The 16,150-nt window shown below is 71.9% G+C and carries 14 protein-coding genes; 1 reads left to right on the forward strand and 13 read right to left on the reverse strand.

Annotated features, from left to right (window positions below):
* Positions 1-58: 58 nt before the first annotated feature.
* Both K7C20_RS08240 and aroH read right to left on the reverse strand, forming a co-directional pair.
* On the reverse strand, positions 59-1,144 hold the full coding sequence (locus tag K7C20_RS08240) for a prephenate dehydrogenase (RefSeq protein ID WP_053208396.1): 1,086 nt from the start codon (positions 1,142-1,144) through the stop codon (positions 59-61).
* A complete protein-coding gene (gene aroH, locus K7C20_RS08245; RefSeq protein WP_030078580.1) occupies positions 1,141-1,503 on the reverse strand; it encodes a chorismate mutase in 363 nt (120 codons plus the stop codon). The genes K7C20_RS08240 and aroH overlap by 4 nt, the downstream gene beginning before the upstream one ends.
* A 239-nt stretch (positions 1,504-1,742) precedes the next feature.
* On the opposite strand from aroH, the gene K7C20_RS08250 reads away from it, so the two are divergent.
* Positions 1,743-2,438, forward strand: coding sequence for a nucleotidyltransferase domain-containing protein (locus K7C20_RS08250; protein ID WP_053208397.1), 696 nt, complete (start codon positions 1,743-1,745; stop codon positions 2,436-2,438).
* Here K7C20_RS08250 and K7C20_RS08255 read toward each other — a convergent pair.
* The 11 genes from K7C20_RS08255 to K7C20_RS08305 all read right to left on the reverse strand — a co-directional run bounded on the left by K7C20_RS08255 (position 2,424) and on the right by K7C20_RS08305 (position 15,732).
* On the reverse strand, positions 2,424-3,239 hold the full coding sequence (locus K7C20_RS08255; protein WP_078952790.1) for a nucleotidyltransferase domain-containing protein: 816 nt from the start codon (positions 3,237-3,239) through the stop codon (positions 2,424-2,426). The two genes, K7C20_RS08250 and K7C20_RS08255, sit on opposite strands and share 15 nt — an antisense overlap.
* Positions 3,232-4,245: an ADP-ribosylglycohydrolase family protein gene (locus tag K7C20_RS08260; protein WP_030078572.1), complete on the reverse strand. Its 1,014-nt coding sequence runs from the start codon at positions 4,243-4,245 to the stop codon at positions 3,232-3,234. The genes K7C20_RS08255 and K7C20_RS08260 overlap by 8 nt, the downstream gene beginning before the upstream one ends.
* 99 nt (positions 4,246-4,344) lie before the next feature.
* Complete coding sequence (locus K7C20_RS08265; protein ID WP_030078570.1) at positions 4,345-5,538, reverse strand: pseudouridine synthase; 1,194 nt, start codon at positions 5,536-5,538, stop codon at positions 4,345-4,347.
* Positions 5,538-6,236: an SMC-Scp complex subunit ScpB gene (gene scpB, locus K7C20_RS08270; protein WP_030078568.1), complete on the reverse strand. Its 699-nt coding sequence runs from the start codon at positions 6,234-6,236 to the stop codon at positions 5,538-5,540. The genes K7C20_RS08265 and scpB overlap by 1 nt, the downstream gene beginning before the upstream one ends.
* Complete coding sequence (locus K7C20_RS08275) at positions 6,233-7,369, reverse strand: segregation and condensation protein A (protein WP_030078566.1); 1,137 nt, start codon at positions 7,367-7,369, stop codon at positions 6,233-6,235. The genes scpB and K7C20_RS08275 overlap by 4 nt, the downstream gene beginning before the upstream one ends.
* Positions 7,370-7,619: 250 nt before the next feature.
* Positions 7,620-8,264: a hypothetical protein gene (locus K7C20_RS08280; RefSeq protein WP_053208398.1), complete on the reverse strand. Its 645-nt coding sequence runs from the start codon at positions 8,262-8,264 to the stop codon at positions 7,620-7,622.
* Entirely contained in the window at positions 8,261-9,277 is a 1,017-nt protein-coding gene (locus K7C20_RS08285; protein WP_030078562.1) for a ParA family protein, read from the reverse strand. Before K7C20_RS08285 ends, K7C20_RS08280 begins: the two co-directional genes overlap by 4 nt.
* Positions 9,278-9,765: 488 nt before the next feature.
* Positions 9,766-10,881, reverse strand: coding sequence for an alanine dehydrogenase (gene ald / locus K7C20_RS08290; RefSeq protein ID WP_030078560.1), 1,116 nt, complete (start codon positions 10,879-10,881; stop codon positions 9,766-9,768).
* Positions 10,882-11,049: 168 nt separating this feature from the next.
* Positions 11,050-13,194: a tetratricopeptide repeat protein gene (locus K7C20_RS08295; RefSeq protein WP_053208399.1), complete on the reverse strand. Its 2,145-nt coding sequence runs from the start codon at positions 13,192-13,194 to the stop codon at positions 11,050-11,052.
* A 157-nt stretch (positions 13,195-13,351) separates the two neighbouring features.
* Positions 13,352-13,978 (reverse strand): NUDIX domain-containing protein, encoded by a 627-nt coding sequence (locus tag K7C20_RS08300; RefSeq protein WP_030078559.1) that lies wholly within the window; start codon positions 13,976-13,978, stop codon positions 13,352-13,354.
* 98 nt (positions 13,979-14,076) lie between these two features.
* A complete protein-coding gene (locus K7C20_RS08305) occupies positions 14,077-15,732 on the reverse strand; it encodes a CTP synthase (RefSeq protein WP_030078558.1) in 1,656 nt (551 codons plus the stop codon).
* Between the last annotated feature and the right edge of the window lie 418 nt (positions 15,733-16,150).

Below are 16,150 nucleotides of genomic sequence, written 5' to 3' on the forward strand. Positions count from 1 at the left end.
GGGCCGTAAGGGCCTCGGACAAGGTTACTGGCTCACCCGCACGGTGCCGTCCACGCGGTCACTGCCGGATGGACCAGCCCCGCTCGCGCAGCTCCGCGGTCAGCACCGGCACGGCCTGCGGCTCGACCATGAGCTGGATGAAACCGGCCTGCTGGCCGGTGGCGTGCTCGATGCGGACGTCCTCGATGTTGACCCCGGCCCGGCCGGCGTCGGCGAAGATCCGGGCCAGCTCGCCGGGCTGGTCGCCGATGTGGACGGCGACGATCTCGTAGGCGGCCGGGGCGGCGCCGTGCTTGCCGGGCACCCGCTCCCGGCCGGCATTGCCGCGGCGCAGCACGTCCTCGATACCGCCGGCGCCGCCGCCGCGCTTCCCCTCGTCGGCGGACTCCAGAGCGCGCAGGGACCGTACGGTCTCGTCCAGGTCGGCGGCGATCTCGCCCAGCACATCGGCGACCGGACCCGGATTGGCCGAGAGGATGTCGATCCACATCGCGGGATCGGAGGCCGCGATCCGCGTCACATCCCGGATGCCCTGGCCGCAGAGGCGTACGGCGGTCTCGTCGGCTCCCCTCAGGCGGGCGGCGACGAGGCTGGAGACCAGCTGCGGGGTGTGCGAGACCAGGGCGACGGCGCGGTCGTGCGCGTCCGCGTCCATCACCACCGGAACGGCCCGGCACAGCGCGACCAGCTCCAGGGCGAGGTTGAGCACCTCGGTGTCGCCGTCGCGGGTCGGGGTGAGCACCCAGGGCCGGCCCTCGAAGAGGTCGGCGGTGGCGGCCAGCGGGCCGGAGCGCTCCTTGCCGGCCATCGGATGCGTGCCGAGGTAGCCGGACAGCTCGCAGCCCATCGCCTCCAGCTCACGGCGGGGGCCGCCCTTGACGCTGGCGACGTCGATGTAGCCGCGGGCCACCCGGCGCCGGATGGCACCGGCCAGGGCCGCCGCGACATGGGCCGGGGGCGCGGCCACGATGGCCAGGTCGACCGGGCCCTCGGGCGCCTCGGCGGTGCCCGCGCCGAGCGCGGCGGCCGTCAGGGCCTGTGCCTGGTCGTGGTCCTCCAGGAAGACCCGGACGCCCCGCGATTGCAGCGCGAGCGCGGCCGACGTGCCGATCAGGCCCGTTCCGATGACGAGTGCGGTCCTCACTGCGCGATGTCCTTCCGCAGCTCGCCGGCCGCACCGAGGTAGACATGGGCGATCCCGGCCTTGGACAGCCCGGTCTCGACATGGGCGAGCACCCGCACCACGCGCTCCATGGCGCCGTCGATGTCCAGCTCCTGGGCACAGATCAGCGGGACGTCCGTGATGCCCAGGGCGCGGGCGGCGGCGGCCGGGAAGTCGCTGTGCAGATCGGGGGTGGCGGTGAACCACACGCTGATCAGGTCGTCCGCGAGGAGGTCGTTGCGCTCGAGGATGGCGGTGAGCAGCTCGCCGACCTGCTCCTGCATGTGCTCCGCGTCGTCCCGCTCCAGCTGGACGGCCCCGCGGACCGCTCGTACCGCCACGTCACTGCTCCCCTGCGTTCTGTGCCGCGTCACGCACCTGTGCGCGCACTGATCAGCGTAACCAGCCGCACGGACAATCCGTACGCGGCGGCCGGACGCTGAGACGGCCGGAAGGTCAGGACGGCGGTCCGTGCACGCCGCGACCGGCCGCCCACCAACAGTGATCACGCTTCCGGAGGCCCGCATTCCGCCTCCAAAAACTGGTGACATTCGCCATTCCACCAGCGACAATCGCCGCCATGTCCGAAGCCGCCGCAGGTCACACCCTGGTCGCCGAGCACACCGTCTACGCATGTGTGATGGGCTCGCGCGCCTTCGGTCTGGCCACGGAGTCCAGCGACACCGACCGGCGCGGGGTGTATCTCGCACCCACCCCGCTCTTCTGGGGCTTCGAGAAGCCGCCGACCCATGTGGAGGGGCCGCGCGAGGAGGAGTTCTCCTGGGAGCTGGAGCGGTTCTGCCATCTGGCGCTGCGTGCCAACCCCACCATCCTGGAGTGTCTGCACTCCCCCTTGGTGGAGCGGATCGACGCCACCGGCCGGGAGCTGCTCGCGCTGCGCGACGCCTTCTTGTCCCGGCAGGCCCACCGCACCTTCGCGGGCTATGCCGGCGGGCAGCTCAAGCAGCTGCGGGCCGACGTACGGCAGCACGGTGCGCCCCGCTGGAAACACGCCATGCACCTGCTGCGGCTGCTGGCCTCCTCGCGCGACCTGCTCCGTACGGGCGCGCTCACCCTGGACGTCGGCGAGGACCGGGAGGAGCTGCTGGCGGTCCGGCGCGGTGAGGTGGCCTGGGAAGCGGTGGAGCGCCGGATGGCGCGGCTGGCCGAGGAGGCCGAGGCCTCGGTGTCCGGCTCGCCGTTGCCGGCCGAGCCGGACCGGGGCCGGGTGGCGGACTTCCTGTTCCGGGCCCGGCGGGCCTCAGCGCTCGGCTGAGGCGCCCGCCGTCCTGGCCCGGACGATGAGGTCGTGCAGCGCCTCGCCGGCGCCGGGAGCGTCCGGCAGGGCGGTCGCGTCCTGGGCGGCGTCCAGCCGGGCGTGCAGCGCCTCGATGTCCGTACGCAGCCGTGCCGGGTCCACCACCGCACCGGCCGTGCCGTGTTCGGCCGCCTCCTTGGCCGCGATCAGCTCCGGTATGTAGGCGGGCGCGGCCAGCTCACCCACCAGTGTGGGCAGATGGGGCTGCACCCGGCCGCTGTCCATGAGGTGGATGCCGGTGAGCAGCACCCGGAGCGTGTACAGCAGCGGCTTCAGCTCGCCGGTCTTCACGAAGAGCCGCCACTGGGTCGTGGCGAAGCCGCGGTAGTGGTGGGCGTGGTGGGCGGTGAGCAGGTCCGGGGCCAGCGCGATCAGCTCGTCGTGCACGGGAGTGGTGTGCACCACCAGGGGCGAGAGCAGCTGCTCCAGTACGTAGCCGTTGCGGCGCAGCAGTAGCCGGGCGAATTTGCGCAGGTCGTGCGAGACGAGGTCCAGCTCGGTGCGTCCTTGGTCCCACATCCGCGTCCGTGTCTCGTCGGGCTCGTGCAGCCCGAGGAGGGCGGCGGCCGGCAGGAGGTGGGCGCCGCGCAGATCGACGTCGGAGTCCCGGGACGGGAAGCCGTACAGATGCGCGCCGGAGACCGTGGCGAAGACCAGCGGGTCGTCCTGTTCCGCGACCACGGCGCCCAGGTCGACGGCGGGCAGCCCGGCCGCCCGGAGGACGGCCTCCCGTCCGGCGGCTGTCGGGGTCTCACGCATCCCAGGCCTCCCCCAGCCTCAGCAGCTCGTCGCGGTATTCGATACGCGCGGCCCACTCCTCGGGCCAGGCGCCGGCGCCGAGACGGGCGCCCGCGAAGGCGCCGGTGAGACAGGCGATCGAGTCGGAGTCGCCGGAGGTGCAGGCGGCCCGGCGCAGCGCGGTGCGCGGCTCGTCGGGGAAGAGCAGGAAGCACAGCAGGCCGGTGGCCAGCGCCTCCTCCGCGATCCAGCCGGCGCCGGTGGCCAGGCACGGGTCGGCCTCCCGGTCCGGTGCAGCGAGCGCCGCGTCCAGCCGGTCCAGCACACCGAGGCACTCGTCCCAGCCGCGGGCGGTGAAGTCCGTCGCGGAGGGGTCGTGGCCGCGCCGCCACAGGTCGCCGAGCCAGTCCTCCCGGTAGACGGTGCGGTGGGCGTGGGCATACGTGCGCAGCAGGGCGGGCAGCTCGGCGGGCGGTGTGCCGTCGGCGAGGGCGCGTACGGCGCAGGCGGTCAGATCGGCGGCGGCGAGCGCGGTGGGGTGCCCGTGGGTCAGCGCGGACTGGAGCTGTGCGGCACCGGAGCGCTGCTGCGGGCTCAGCCCCGGGGCGAGCCCGATCGGCGCGACCCGCATGTTGGCGCCGCAGCCCTTCGACCCCATCTGGGCGGCCTCGGCCCAGGGCCGGTCCCGGTCGCTGAGCAGCTGGCAGGCCCTGAGGCAAGTGCCGCCCGGTGCCCGGTTGTTGTCGGGCGAGCGCCACCAGGCGACGTACTCCTCGCGCACGGGTCCCACGAGGGCCTGCGCGGTGAGCGGACCGCGGCCCAGGGCCGTGCGCAGTCCGCGGCCCAGCGCCAGCGTCATCTGGGTGTCGTCGGTGACGAACGCGGGATCGGGCAGCGGCATCCGCCGCCACGGGCCGCACTTGGCCAGGATCGACGGCACATCGTTGAACTCGGTGGGAAAGCCGAGCGCATCGCCGAGAGCCAGCCCGATCAGCGAGCCGGTAGCGGCGGACCCCGTGGACACCATGAAAAAACCACCCCTTAATGTCACAGTGACATTAAGGGGTGGGGCTGCGGAGCCGCAAGGCATTTCCTGCCGTGCGGTCCCGCCGAGGTCCCGGAGGACCTAGAGCTCGACCTCACGCATCAGCATGCCGACCTCGGTGTTGGTCATCCGCCGCAGCCATCCCGACTTCTGGTCGCCCAGCGGGATCGGGCCGAAGCTCGTGCGGACGAGCCGCTCGACGGGGAATCCGGCCTCCGCGAGCATCCGGCGCACGATGTGCTTACGGCCCTCGTGGAGCGTGACCTCGACGAGGTAGTTCTTGCCGGTGTTCTCCACCACCCGGAAGTGGTCGGCGCGGGCGTAGCCGTCCTCCAGCTGGATGCCGTCCTTGAGCTGCTTGCCCAGGTCGCGCGGGAGGGGGCCCTGGATCGCGGCCAGGTAGGTCTTCTTCACGCCGTAGCGCGGGTGCGTCAGGCGGTGCGCCAGCTCACCGTGGTTGGTGAGCAGGATGATGCCCTCGGTCTCGGTGTCCAGCCGGCCCACGTGGAACAGCCGCGTCTCGCGGTTGGTGACGTAGTCGCCCAGGCACTGGCGGCCGTCGGGGTCCTCCATCGTGGAGACCACACCGGCCGGCTTGTTCAGCGCGAAGAAGAGATACGACTGGGTGGCGACCGTCAGGCCGTCGACCTTGATCTCGTCCTTCTCCGGGTCGACCCGGACGCCCTGCTCCATGACGACCTGGCCGTTGACCTCGACGCGCGCCTGGTCGATCAGCTCCTCGCAGGCCCGCCGCGAGCCCATACCGGCCCTGGCCAGCACCTTCTGAAGCCGCTCGCCCTCCTGGTCGCCGAAGGTCTTGGGGGTCTTGACCTGCGGCTTGTTGTGGCGGGCGCGGTTGCGCTCCTCCACCTGGGCGTCGTACTCACGGGGCCGTGCGGGCACCTGGCCGCGGCCGCGCTGCGGGCCGCCCTTGGGACCGCCCTTGCCGCCGGGGCCGGACCCCTTGGATGCAGCACCGGTGCGCGGGCCGCCCTTGGCACCGCCACGGGCCGCCGCGCCCCGGCTGCCGCTGCTCTTGGGGCCGCTGCTCTTGGGGCCACCGCTCTTGGCGCCGCCGCGCTCGTCCTTGCGGTCCGAGGAGCCCCCGGGACCGCCGGATCCGCCCACGTCGTAGCGGCGCTCCTCGGGACGGGGGCGACCCGAGCGCTGCTTGTCGTCCCTCTTCCCCCCGGCCTTCGGCCGCGGGGTGCCCCCGCCGGCGCCGCGGTGGTCGCCCCGGCCGCTGTCCCTGTTGTTCCTGCCGCTGCTTCGCATCAATGATCCGTCTGAGAGTCGCCGCTGTCGTCTACGTCGAACGACGGGATACCTTCCGGGGAGTCGCCCTCGACCGCGTCCGCCTCCGGAAGGAACGGTGCGAGCTCAGGGAGCTCGTCCAGGCCTCGCAGGCCCATCCGCTCCAAAAAGTAATTCGTCGTCCTGTACAGGATCGCACCTGTTTCAGGTTCCGTCCCCGCCTCCTCCACCAGTCCGCGCTGGAGGAGCGTGCGCATCACACCGTCACAGTTCACGCCGCGTACGGCCGAGACTCGGGAACGGCTGACCGGCTGACGGTACGCGACCACGGCCAGAGTCTCCAATGCGGCCTGGGTGAGCCGGGCCTGCTGGCCGTCCAGGACGAAGCTCTCCACGGCGTCGGCGTACTCGGCACGGGAGTAGAAACGCCAGCCGCCGGCCACCAGACGGAGATCGAATCCGCGGCCCTGCCGCGCGTAGTCGTCGGACAGCTCGCGCAGCGCCAGCGCGACCGCGCGGCGGGGCCGCTCCAGCACCCTGGCCAGGTGTTCCTCGGTCGCGGGCTCGTCGACGACCATGAGGACCGCCTCCAGTGCGGGCTTCAGCTCCAGCTCGGCCACTCCCAGCGTCCCGGCCGGCGCCCCGGGCCGTTCCCCCGGGACGTCCTCCGTACCGGTCTCGGTGACGTCGTACGCCCCGCCGTCGGCCACGCCGCTCATGCCCGCTCCTTCTCTGCGTGCTCTTCCCGCTCCGCCCCGGCGGCGCGCTGCCCCGGTTCCTGGTCGAACTCGTCCGTGACGACCGGCTCGGCCCCCTCCGCGCCCGTCCAGCGGACGTTCAGCGTCCCCAGGGCCTCCTCCTGCTCCAGGACGACCACCCGCTCCCGGTAGAGCTCCAGCAGGGCCAGGAAGCGCGCCACGACGGTGAGGGTGTCCGGTGCGTCCGCGCACAGTTCCTGGAAGCTGCTCTCGCCCGCCTCCCGCAGCCGTGCCATCACCACCTCGGCCTGCTCCCGCACGCTCACCAGTGGCGCGTGGATGTGGTCGACATAGACCTGCGGCCGGGCCTTGGGCTGCATCGCCTTCACCGCGAGCTTGGCGAAACCCTCCGCCCCGGTGCTGATGACGACCTCGGGCAGCAGCTCGGCGAGGTGCGGCTCCAGCCCGACCGTACGGGGGTAGCGCCGGGCCTCGTCCGCCAGCCGGCCGCTGAAGATATCCGCGATTCGCTTGTAGGCGCGGTACTGGAGCAGCCGGGCGAAGAGCAGATCACGGGCCTCCAGGAGCGCGAGATCCGCCTCGTCCTCCACTTCGGCCACGGGCAGCAGCCGGGCGGCCTTGAGATCCAGCAGCGTCGCCGCCACGACCAGGAACTCCGTGGTCTGGTCCAGATCCCAGTCCGGCCCCATGGCCCGGATGTGCGCCATGAACTCGTCGGTCACCTTCGACAGCGCGACCTCGGTGACGTCCAGTTTGTGCTTGGAGATCAGTTGCAGCAGGAGATCGAAGGGCCCCTCGAAGTTGTCCAGCCGGAGGGTGAACTTGCCGTCGCCGGCCTCGGGGGGAGCCTCGGCGGGAGCGGCACCGGGGACGACCGCGGCGGGAACGGCATCGGAAACGGCGAGGGGCACGTCCTCGGCGGCGCCCTGCGACCCGTCCGACTGCGGCACGTCGGCACCCTCCGGCGCCCCGGCCGCTCCGGACCCGTCCGGCACCGCGGGCTCGTCCGGCGTCACAGGGGCGTCCGGCGTCACAGGGGCGTCCGGTGCCCCCGGACCCGCGCCCGCGCCCGCCCCCCGCCCGAGAGGTCTACGGGCGCGGGGCGCAGGGGCATCGTCGTTGGTCGTCGGCATCGCGGTCCATGGTGCTGCGGTCCCGCGCCGGGGGCGGCGGGCTGGTCACGGGCGGGAGACCCCGCCGAGGAGGCAGGCTATCCCGCGGCGAGCGCGCCCTGTCCGACCCGGCGCGGCCGGTCCCGCGCGGCGTGACGTTTCCGCACCGTGGCAGCCGCCGCAGGAAATCTCCGCCACCACGGCGAGCAGCCACGCCGCAGGCACCGCAGTGCCGAACCCGCCTCGCCCGCACACGGACAGCGGCCGGGCGTCAGCGCCCGCGCAGCCGCCGCACCAGGATGCTGGCGTCGCCGCGCGACTCCAGGTCGGCGAGGACCACGGCGACCGCCTCGCGGACGATCCGGCCGCGGTCGACGGCGAGGCCGTGTTCGCCGCGCAGCACCAGCCGCGCATGTTCGAGGTCCATGAGCTCCTCGGCGGAGACATAGACGGTGATCTTCTCGTCGTGCCGTTCCCGGCCGCTGGGGCGGCGGTTGGCACCGCGGGAGCCCCCGCGCCGGCGGCCCTGGCCACCGGCCTGCGCGGCCGCCGCGGCCGCGTCCGGACCGGCCTGGCCGCCCTGCCCCGCCTGGGCCCGGTGGCTCTTGCCGGTGTCGCCGTCCGCCTCACGGCCGCTGTGCTCGGCCGAGGGACCGACGGCGGGCACCCGCGGTGGCGTGGCCGGTCCGCCGTCACCGGCCGTCGCCGGGGTGTCCGAGCTGCCGGCCCGCCGCTGCCGTACCGCGGTGGCCGTCTCCGGCCCGTCCGCCGCCGGATCGGGCTCGCCGGCCGGTGCGGGCACCCGGGGCGCCTCACCGTTGGCCGGGGAGCCGTTCGCCGGACGTCGGGGACTGGAGGGCTGAAGCCCCACTCCCCCGGTGGTACGGAACAGTTCGTCGGCGCCCGGCAGACTCACTCGGCGTGACACCGGGCGAGCACCTCCCTGGCGAGCTGACGATAGGCGGCGGCACCAACGGAGTTGGAGGCGTACGTGGTGATCGGCTCGCCCGCGACGGTGGTCTCCGGGAAGCGGACCGTACGGCCGATGACGGTGTGGTAGACGTGATCGTCGAAGGCCTCGACGACACGTGCCAGGACCTCACGGCTGTGCACGGTGCGGGAGTCGTACATCGTCGCCAGGATGCCGTCCAGCTCCAGCTCGGGGTTGAGCCGCTCCTGGACCTTCTCGATCGTCTCGGTGAGCAGCGCGACACCGCGCAGCGCGAAGAACTCGCACTCCAGCGGCACGATGACCTTGTGAGCCGCCGTCAGCGCGTTGACGGTGAGCAGACCGAGCGAGGGCTGGCAGTCGATGACGATGTAGTCGTAGTCGGCCAGCAGCGGCTTCAGGGCGCGCTGGAGGGTCGACTCGCGCGCGACCTCGCTGACCAACTGCACCTCTGCCGCTGACAAATCGATATTGCTGGGCAGTAGGTCCATGTTGGGGACCGCGGTCTTCAGGAGCACCTCGTCGGCCGACATGCCCCGCTCCATGAGCAGGTTGTAGACCGTCAGGTCGAGCTCCATCGGGTTGACGCCGAGTCCGACCGACAGGGCGCCCTGCGGGTCGAAGTCGACGAGCAGCACCCGTCGTCCGTATTCGGCAAGTGCGGCACCCAGGTTGATGGTCGAGGTGGTCTTGCCGACCCCGCCCTTCTGGTTGCACATGGCGATGATTTTGGCGGGGCCGTGGTCGGACAACGGCCCCGGGATGGGGAAATAAGGGAGCGGGCGTCCGGTCGGGCCGACGCGTTCGCGGCGCTGGCGCGCGGCGTCCGGCGCGAGCGTCGCGGCGTATTCGGGGTCCGGCTCGTACTCCGCGTCCGGATCGTAGAAGTGCCCCTGGGGCAGGTCGTCGTAGTCGGCGAGACGGGCGGGTTCTCCACTGCCCCGGTCGCCGGCCATGGCGTTCACGTGATGGCCGTCCATGCTCTGGTGGGCTGTCGTGGAAATGCTCTGGTGGGCTGCGAAGGTGTGGACCGCGACGGAGCCGACAGCCTCGGACCCCGAGGGACCCTGGCCCCGTGCAACCGCTCCTGGTTGACCACCCCCGGGAGTAAATGTCGACTCATTCACAAGTCGTCTTACCTCCTTGGATGTGACCAGGAAACTTTATCGATAGGTCAGCGTGGCACCATGCCGACGGTTGGCGACTCTATGGCGTGTCGGGCGTCCGCAGCAACACAATCCACCGGACCCGGCACGATGTGTCGGTAACCGGACCCCCGATGTCAAGGGCGCACATGGCATCGGACCGAAGTTTCAGGGGGGCGCGAATCGGCTAAAGGGTCACGTTCGCGGCGAGTTGGGGCCCGGCGTTCCGGAATGGAGCGTTCCGCAGGCCGCACATGCGACCGGCCGGGCCTTGTCGACAAGGCCCGGCCGGTGATGCAGCGTTGACGCGCTTCGTTGACGCCTCAGCCCAGGAGGGTGCGCAGTTCGACGTGCTCGAGGCCGTGGGCCTCGGCGACGGGACCGTAGACCACCTTGCCGTCGTGCGTGTTCAGGCCCTTGGCCAGCGCCGGGTCACGGCGCAGCGCCTCGACCCAGCCACGGTTCGCCAGCTCCACGATGTAGGGCAGCGTGGCGTTGGTGAGCGCGTGGGTGGAGGTGTTCGGCACGGCGCCGGGCATGTTGGCGACGCAGTAGAAGACCGAGTTGTGGACCGGGAAGGTCGGCTCCGCGTGCGTGGTGGCACGGGAGTCCTCGAAGCAGCCACCCTGGTCGATCGCGATGTCGACAAGAACACTTCCGGGCTTCATCTTGGCGACGAGCTCGTTGGTGACCAGCTTCGGCGCCTTGGCGCCGGGGATCAGGACGGCACCGACGACGAGGTCGGCCTCGACGACGGCATTCTCCAGCTCGTAGGCGTTGGAGACGATCGTCTGCACCTTGGTGCCGAAGATCTTGTCGGCCTCGCGGAGCTTGTTGATGTCCTTGTCGAGCAGGGTGACGTGGAAGCCGAGGCCCACGGCGATCTGGAGCGCGTTCCAGCCGGAGACGCCACCGCCGATGATGACGGCCTTGCCCGCGTGGACACCGGGGACGCCACCGGGCAGCACACCGCGGCCGCCGGCCTGGCGCATCAGGTGGTAGGCGCCGACCTGCGGGGCGATACGGCCCGCGACCTCGGACATCGGGGCGAGCAGCGGCAGCTGGCGGCCGGCCGTCTCGACGGTCTCGTAGGCGATCGCGGTGGTGCCGGACTCCAGCAGCGCGTCCGTGCACTCCTTGGAGGCCGCCAGGTGCAGGTAGGTGAAGAGCGTCTGGTCCTTGCGGAGGCGGTGGTACTCCTCCGCGATCGGCTCCTTGACCTTCAGCAGCAGGTCAGCGGTACCCCAGACCTCATCGGCGGTGTCCAGGATGGAGGCACCGGCGGAGACGTACTCCTCATTCGTGATGGACGAGCCGAGACCGGCGTCCTTCTCGATGAAGACCTGGTGGCCGTGGCGGACGAGTTCGTTCACTCCGGCGGGCGTGATAGCCACGCGGAACTCGTTGTTCTTGACCTCGCGGGGGATGCCGACCTTCACGTCGATCACGGTCCTTGAAAGAGAGGGTGCAGGAGGAATTATCCCCTCATGCGCTGCATGACGGAACTGACCGCGCCGAACGCGGCCCAGCCAGTCTATTGAAGGAGCTCTCGTTGTCTAGCCTTGCAAAGCATTAATTCTCGCGAGAAGTACCACCGATTTCGCAGGTCACTTGGAGTGATCTTCGAGGAGTCGCTCCCCCACGGCCCGGTGGAGCCGTGCCGCTGCTGGGTCGCCGAGCCTCTCGAGGGTGTCCGCGATCCGTAGTTGCAGTGCCGCCTCCAGTCGTCCGTCGCCCGCTTTCCGGGCGATGTCGAGGGCTTCGAGACAGGTCCGCAGCGCGTCCTCGGGCCGCCCCGCGTACTCCTGCACCCGGGCCACCTCACCGGTCGCCCGCGCCTGGCCGGCCACATCGCCGATCCTGCGATACGTCCCGACGGCCGCCCGCCAGGCCTTGAGCGCCTCGCCCCACCGGCCCGCGTAGGTGTGCGCGCCACCGATCCGGCCGTGCAGCCGCGCCGCGTCACCGCCCTCGTCACGGGCGAGCCGCAGCTCCAGCGCCCGGCCGTACCAGTCGGCGGCCCGCTGCCAGTCGCCCAGCTCGGTGTACGTACCGCCCAGCGACTCCAGCGCCCGGCCGGTAGCCACCGGGTCCTGCACCGAGCGGGCCGCCTCCAGCGCACCCCGGTAACGGGTGAGCGCCTGAGCGGTACGTCCCGCCTGGCCGTCCAGGTCCGCGAGGTTCAGCAGGGCGGCGGCCTTCTCCCGCGGCAGCCCGCGCCGCTCGGCGACCTGGAGGACGAGTCCGTGCAGTGCATAGAGGTCCGGCGCGGCGGCCTCGGGGCCCTGGTGCGCGAGCAGCGTCCGGGTCAGCGCGGCCATCAACCGCCGGTCCAGGGTGTCGAGTTCACCGTCGGCGACGGCGATCCTCGCGGCGTCGAGCAGCGCGCCGCGACGGCTGCGCAGCCAGTGCGCGGCGGCGCCCTTGGAGGAGAAGCGCAGGGAGCGCGGCAGTCCGGCGACCTTCTGCCGGGCGGGCGAATCGGCCGGCTCGCCCATCGCCCGGCAGGACTGGAGCAGCCGTACGGTCCGCTCCAGCATCCGGGCGCGGGCCAGCTGGACGTCGGCCGGGCGCTCGTGTTCCCGGAGCAGTTCGCGCGCCAGCGGGTCGAGGCAGCCGGGCAGCCGGTACTGGGGGCGCAGGGCCGGATCGGGCGTACTCGCGCCCAGGACCCCGTCGTCCTCGGTGGCGACCGGCCGCAGCATGCCGAGCGCGGCGAAGTCGCCCAGCGTCGTGGCGGCCGCGGCCACCGAGCAGCCGGCCAGCGCGGAGGCGATATGGGCGTCCACGAGGCCGGCCGGCGCCAGGGTGATCAGCCGCAGTATGCGGGCGGCGGGCGCCGGCAGCGCGTCATAGGCGAGCCGGAAGGCGCGGAACAGCGGGCGGGCGCCGGTGGGCAGGTCCGGGGGCAGCGGGACGGCGTGCAGCGCCTGGAGCAGATCGGCGACCGAGGACTTGGGGCGGGCGGCGAGCCAGGCCCCGGCCAGCACCAGCGCGGCGGGCTGGCCGCCGCACTCCTCGGCGACGCTGTCGGCGGTCCGCGGGTCGACGGTGATCCGGGTCGGCCCGGCGTAGCGGCTGAGGATCTCGACACAGGCCGCGCTGTCCAGGCCGCCCAGGGCACACGGCCGGACGTCCGGAATGCCGGTCAGCGGCCCCTGGGAGACCACCACGACCAGGCAGTCGGGGGCGTCGGGGAGCAGCGGTTCGACCTGTTCGGCGCCCCGTGCGTCGTCCAGGAACAGGAGGGCACGGCGCCCGACGAGCGCACCGCGCAGCAGCTCGGTCAGCTCGTCCTCGGCGGCGCCGGGCGGGGCCTCGACGCCGAGCACGGCCAGCAGGTCACGCGCGGCGCGGCCGAGGTCGGCCGGTTCGCCGCCCGGCCCGGTCAGGGTGGCCCTCAGCACACCGTCGGGATGGTGGTCGGCCAGCTCGCGCAGCAGCTCCTCGGCCAGGGCCGTACGTCCGGAGCCGGGGCGGCCGGCGATCAGCAGCACCCGGCTGCGGGCGCCCTTGCGGCCGGAAAGGGTGTCCAGGCCGGCCCGCGCGATATCGGCGTGCAGCGCCTTGAGCTCGCGGCGGCGGCCGGCGAACCCGGTGGCGGAGGGGGCGGTGGAGGCCGCGGGGACCAGGGGACGGGCGGTTCCGCCCTCCTGGCGGAACCCCGGTGCCCGCTGTCCGGGTGCTGCCGTGGCAGGCCCGTCCGCCGTCTCCGGCGGGAGGTGCTCCCCGCCCACCGCCTGGTCCGTCACCGGTCACGCTCCCGTCCACCTGCGCGTACGCGTCCGCCGCCGGGACGGACGCTGCCGAGCGTAGTTCACGGGCCGTCACGTGCCCTGCCGAGCAGGGCGGTTGGGTCACCCGATCGGATCGGTAGATCATCCGACCGGCTCGTGGCGGATCGGCGGCTCAGGCCTCGAAGGGGCGGGCCGGCCACGGCGCATCGGCCGGCCGCAGCGCGTCCAGACCCTCGCCGAGCCGGGCCGCGGCGAGTGCCAGCACGCCCACGACGAGGCAGTTGTTGTGCAGATCACCGGCGAGCGCCCCGCGGACCAGCTCGTCCTGCGGCACCCGTGCCAGCTCCATGTCGGCCTCCTCCTCGGAGACCTCGAAGCGCTCCCCCTCGGCCTCGGACAGCCCCCGGGCGAGGAAGATCCTCACGGCTTCGTCACAACCGCCGGGCGTGGTGTACACATCGGTCAGCACCCGCCAGTCCTCGGCCTTGACGTGCGCCTCCTCGTACAGCTCGCGCTGCGCCGCGTGCAGCGGGTTCTCACCGGGGATGTCGAGCAGCCCGGCGGGGATCTCCCACAGCTTCTGGCGTACGGGGTGGCGGTACTGGCGCAGCACCAGCACCCGGCCCTCGTCGTCGAGGGCGACGACGGCCACGGAACCGGGGTGGACCTGGTAGTCGCGCGTGACGGTGGAGCCGTCCGGCATGACGACCTCGTCGGTGCGCACGCTGGTCTTGTTCCCGGTGAACGGCGTCGTGGTCGCGGTGACCGTCCACTCCTCGGGGGTGTCCTTGATCGCCATGGCGCGTCCTCCTGTGTGTTGCCTCGTACCCAACGCAGAAACCGGGGCACGACCTCGAAGAGGCCGTACCCCGGCAACCGTATCCGCCGCGGTGTTCCTTACTTCGCGGTGCCCGTCTTGCGCGCGACCGCGGCCTTCACCAGCCCGGCGAAGAGCGGGTGCGGGCGGGTCGGGCGGGAGCGCAGCTCCGGGTGCGCCTGGGTGGCGACCAGGTAGGGGTGCGTCTCGCGCGGGTACTCGACGTACTCGACGAGCTTGTTGTCCGGGGAGGTGCCGGAGAACTGGAGCCCGGCCTTCTTCTCCAGCTCGGCGCGGTAGGCGTTGTTGACCTCGTAGCGGTGGCGGTGGCGCTCCTCGACGTACGGCTCGTCGTCGTAGACCTCGCGGACGATGGAGCCCTCGGCGAGCTTGGCCGGGTACATGCCCAGCCGCATCGTGCCACCCATATCGCCCTCACCTGCGACGATGTCCATCTGCTCGGCCATCGTGGAGATGACCGGGTCGGCGGCGGCCGGGTCGAACTCGGTGGAGTTCGCACCCGCGATACCGGCCAGGTTGCGGGCCGCCTCGATGACCACGCACTGGAGGCCCAGGCACAGGCCGAGCAGCGGGAGCTTGTTCTCCCGGGCGTAGGTGATCGCGCCGACCTTGCCGTCCACGCCGCGGTCGCCGAAGCCGCCGGGGATGCAGACGGCGTCGCAGTCCGCGAGCTGCTCGGCGGCGCCGGCCGGGGTCTTGCACTCGTCGGAGGTGACCCACTTCAGCTTCACGCGGGTCTTGTTCGCGAAGCCGCCGGCCCGCAGCGCCTCGGTGACCGAGAGGTAGGCGTCCGGCAGGTCGATGTACTTGCCGACAAGCGCGACCTTGACCTCGTGGTCGGGGTTGTGGACGCGGTCCAGCAGGTCCGCCCACTGGGTCCAGTCCACATCGCGGAACGGCAGGTCCAGCTTGCGCACGACATAGGCGTCCAGGCCCTCGGCGTGCACGACCTTCGGGATGTCGTAGATCGACGGCGCGTCCGGGCAGGCGATGACCGCGGCCTCGTCGACGTCGCACATCAGCGAGATCTTGCGCTTGATGGCGGTCGGGACCTCACGGTCGGCGCGCAGCACGATCGCGTCGGGCTGGATACCGATGTTGCGCAGCGCCGCGACCGAGTGCTGGGTCGGCTTGGTCTTCAGCTCACCGGACGGGCCGATGTAGGGGAGCAGCGAGATGTGCACGACGAAGACGTTGTCCCGGCCGACCTCGTGGCGGACCTGGCGGACCGTCTCCAGGAACGGCAGCGACTCGATGTCGCCGACGGTGCCGCCGACCTCGGTGATGACGACGTCGACGTCCTCGGTCGCCATCCGCCGGATGCGGTGCTTGATCTCGTTGGTGATGTGCGGGATGACCTGCACGGTGTCACCGAGGTACTCGCCGCGCCGCTCCTTGGCGATCACGGTGTTGTAGACCTGGCCGGTGGTCACGTTCGCGGAGCCGTCGAGGTCGACGTCCAGGAAACGCTCGTAGTGGCCGATGTCCAGGTCGGTCTCGGCTCCGTCGTTGGTGACGAAGACCTCGCCGTGCTGGAACGGGTTCATCGTTCCCGGGTCGACGTTCAGGTACGGGTCGAGCTTTTGCATCGTGACCCGCAGGCCGCGCGCCTTGAGGAGAGCACCCAGGCTGGAGGCGGTGAGCCCCTTGCCCAGCGAGGAGGCGACGCCCCCGGTGACGAAGAGGTGCTTGGTCGTCGTGGATTTGGGCGGCATGGCCAAGAGGGAGCTCCCGTGGTCGCGAGGTGGAGAGGTGCGATGCGGCGTGGGGCCTGGTGATTCAGGGGTGCCGTCGCTGCGGTTCGGGGGTGCCGTGACTTCTGCCGTGACATCTATCTGCGTCCCACCGGTCCACGGGGTACCAGGCTATCAGCGACCGGGCATGGTCGTGTCCGGGCACACATGGGAACCTGGCAGTAGCTGCCCGGGTGACACTGTCACGTGACGGAGGCCACCCATTTGGACCGCCTCACTCGTCGCGAGGGTCGCGCGGATCACCGACGTGCGTCGTATCCTGCTCGGACACTCGCATCGAGCCGTCCGGGAAGGCACCACCCCCGCCCGATTTCCGGTCCCGCTGCTCGGCGACGTTTCATGGGCAGGACGGACAGATCACAACGTCCCATGGGGGGCG

It is taken from the genome of Streptomyces decoyicus (assembly GCF_019880305.1).
In the GTDB taxonomy this organism is placed as follows: Bacteria; Actinomycetota; Actinomycetes; order Streptomycetales; family Streptomycetaceae; genus Streptomyces; species Streptomyces decoyicus.